At 52.9% G+C, this 3,029-nt stretch carries 3 protein-coding genes; all 3 read left to right on the top strand.

What is annotated here, in order from left to right; genetic code table 11:
• Positions 1-2,302: amino acid adenylation domain-containing protein (locus C1T29_RS18580; RefSeq protein ID WP_208945530.1), on the top strand; the 2,302-nt coding region annotated here is incomplete at its 5' end.
• A 2-nt stretch (positions 2,303-2,304) separates the two neighbouring features.
• Positions 2,305-2,529 (top strand): MbtH family protein, encoded by a 225-nt coding sequence (locus C1T29_RS18575; protein ID WP_023857108.1) that lies wholly within the window; start codon positions 2,305-2,307, stop codon positions 2,527-2,529.
• The coding region (locus C1T29_RS18570) for an MFS transporter (RefSeq protein WP_208945529.1) at positions 2,526-3,029 on the top strand (504 nt) is incomplete at its 3' end. The genes C1T29_RS18575 and C1T29_RS18570, both read left to right, overlap by 4 nt.

Genomic DNA, 3,029 nt, shown 5'->3' with positions numbered 1-3,029 from the left:
GGTCGAATCATGCCTTTCTGTTCCCGCATCTGTTGAACGGATTGTCCTTGATGACCCTTGCATACAAGAGGAACTGAACGGATGCGCTTCTGCGAATCCGGTTGATGCCGACCGTACGAAGCCTTTGCTGCCTCTTCACCCGGCGTATGTCATTTACACATCCGGTTCGACCGGCAAGCCGAAAGGAGTGATCGTTCCACATCAAAATGTCGTGCGGCTGTTCGGAGCGACTGACCAATGGTTTCATTTTGGCTCTGACGATGTTTGGACGATGTTTCATTCTTACGCATTTGACTTTTCGGTATGGGAAATTTGGGGAGCGCTGCTCAATGGGGGACGGCTTGTCGTGGTGCCTCATACAATCAGCCGCTCGCCGGCCGACTTTCTCAATCTTCTCGTACGCGAGGGAGTGACTGTGCTCAATCAGACCCCTTCCGCATTTTATCAATTGATGCAGGCTGACCGGGACAATGCTGAGACAGGAAAGTGCCTTTCCTTGCGCTTTATCATTTTTGGAGGGGAAGCGCTCGAACTGAAGAGGCTTGAAGATTGGTATGAACGCCATCCGGAGCATTTCCCGCGGCTGATTAATATGTACGGAATTACAGAAACGACGGTACATGTCAGCTATATTTCCCTCGATCAGCAGACTGCAGCACTTCAAGCGAACAGCCTGATCGGTCAAGGGATTCCCGATTTAGGTGTATATGTGCTTGATGAATACCTTGAACCGGTACCCCCGGGCGTCACCGGAGAGATGTATGTGTCGGGGGGCGGCCTCGCACGGGGTTACTTGGGCAGACCCGATTTGACGGCAGACCGTTTTGTCGCTGATCCGTTTGGTCCGCCCGGAACCCGGATGTACCGAACCGGCGATCTTGCCCGCAGGCGCCAAGACGGCTCTCTTGATTATATGGGCAGGGCCGATCAGCAGATCAAGATCCGCGGCTTTAGAATCGAACTCGGCGAGATAGAAGCGGTGCTTGTCCGCCATCACAAGGTGAATCAAGCTGCTGTAGTTGTAAGGGAAGACCAGCCCGGGGACAAGCGCCTGATCGCCTATGTTGTCCCGACGTCTGAAGAAGAAACTGATCCGGCTGAGCTGCGCCGGTTTGCCGCAGGCACTCTGCCGGAGTACATGGTGCCTTCTGCATTTGTAAAAATTGCAGACCTGCCATTGACTCCAAATGGCAAACTTGATCGAAAAGCGCTGCCTGAGCCTGATTTTGCCGCGGCTGTTAAAGGGCGGGGGCCAAGAACACCGCAGGAAGAAATCTTATGCGATCTTTTTTCAGAAATCCTCAATGTGCCGCGGATTGGTATTGATGACGGATTCTTCGAACTTGGCGGTCATTCTCTGCTCGCCGTACAGCTGATGAGCCGCATTCGTGAAGCGCTCGGCGTCGAGCTCGGCATCGGCGACCTGCTTGAAGCGCCTACTGTCAGCGGACTCGCTGAACGGCTTGAATCCGGCGGCGGGCAAAGTGCGCTGGATGTACTGCTTCCGCTGAGAACCGGAGGCAGTCAGGATCCCCTGTTTTGTGTGCACCCGGCCGGGGGCCTCAGCTGGTGTTATGCCGGTTTAATGACGGCACTCGGGAAGGAATATCCGATATACGGCCTTCAAGCTCGCGGGATCGCAAGGCAGGAAGAGCTTCCTGATACGCTCGACGACATGGCCGCGGATTATATCAGGCACATTCGTACGATTCAGCCAACAGGGCCTTATCGTCTTCTCGGCTGGTCTCTCGGAGGCAATGTTGTACATGCGATCGCAACTCAGCTGCAGGAACAAGGGGAAGACATTTCGCTTCTTGTCATGCTTGATGCATACCCGAATCACTTCCTTCCAATTAAAGATGCACCTGATGAGCAGGAAGCATTGATTGCACTCTTGGCATTGGGAGGATACGATCCGGACAGCCTTAACGGGGAACCGCTGAAACTTTCCAGTGCGATCGATATACTGCGCCGAGACGGCAGTGCGCTTGCCAGCCTGGATGAGGCTGCGATCTTGAATTTAAAGGAGACTTATGTGAATTCCGTCCGGATTTTAAGCGAATATAAGCCCCGCGTCTTTCATGGTGATATCCTGTTCTTCAAATCTACCGTGATACCGGAATGGTTTGATCCGATCGATCCGGAGTCATGGCTTCCTTATCTGAACGGAAACATTGATATTCATGATATGGATTGCCGGCATAAAGATTTGTGCCAGCCGGAGCCGCTGGCCGAAATCGGACGTCATGTTGCGGAAAAACTGGACGGCTTGAAAAAGATACGGACAAGTAGGGAGAGATAACGATGACAAATCCTTTTGAAAATGAACAGGGCACATATGTTGTTTTAATGAATGAGGAAGGCCAGTATTCACTCTGGCCCGCCTTTGTTCATATTCCGGCAGGGTGGGAGATTGTCTGCGGGGAAACGAGCCGCAGCGCCTGCATCGACTATATCAGCTCGAATTGGACCGATCTCTCGCCGAACAGCTTGAAGCCGGCTGCAGAAGTTCACGGCGGTCAGCAATGAAGAGAAGGCCGTTCAATCAAAGGACGGTTGTCAGCATTGTATATGTAACGGCCATGTTTATGGCTGCAATGGATGCGAGTGTCATTAACATGGCATTGCCCGCCATCATGAACGAATTTCAAACTTTGCCGTCTGCTGCAGGCACAATTAACATCGGATACTTAGTCAGCTTGGCGGTCTTTCTTCCCGCAGCCGGCTGGTTTGGAGACCGCTTTGGGACAAAGCGTGTTTTCCTTGCCGCGCTTTCCATATTTACGGCTGCATCCGCATTATGCGGAATCGCTGACAATCTGGCGGCATTAAACGTATTTCGCGTGATCCAGGGAGCCGGCGGCGGATTGATCACACCAGTGGGAATGGCAATCTTGTTCAGGACGTTTCCTCCGCACGAACGGGCTGAAATTTCGAGAGTTCTCGTTCTTCCGATTGCGGTCGCGCCTGCGGTTGGGCCGATCATCAGCGGGTTTCTGACGGATCAGCTGTCATGGCGCTGGATTTTT

The organism is Bacillus sp. MBGLi79 (genome assembly GCF_002953915.1).
The sequence above is the reverse complement of the archived record's forward strand: the minus strand, read 5'-3'. Positions and strand labels throughout refer to the sequence as shown.

Excerpts from the sequence above, each read along its gene's own strand:
- C1T29_RS18575 (WP_023857108.1), top strand. The coding sequence starts at position 2,305 with ATGACAAATCCTTTTGAAAATGAACAGGGCACATATGTTGTTTTAATG.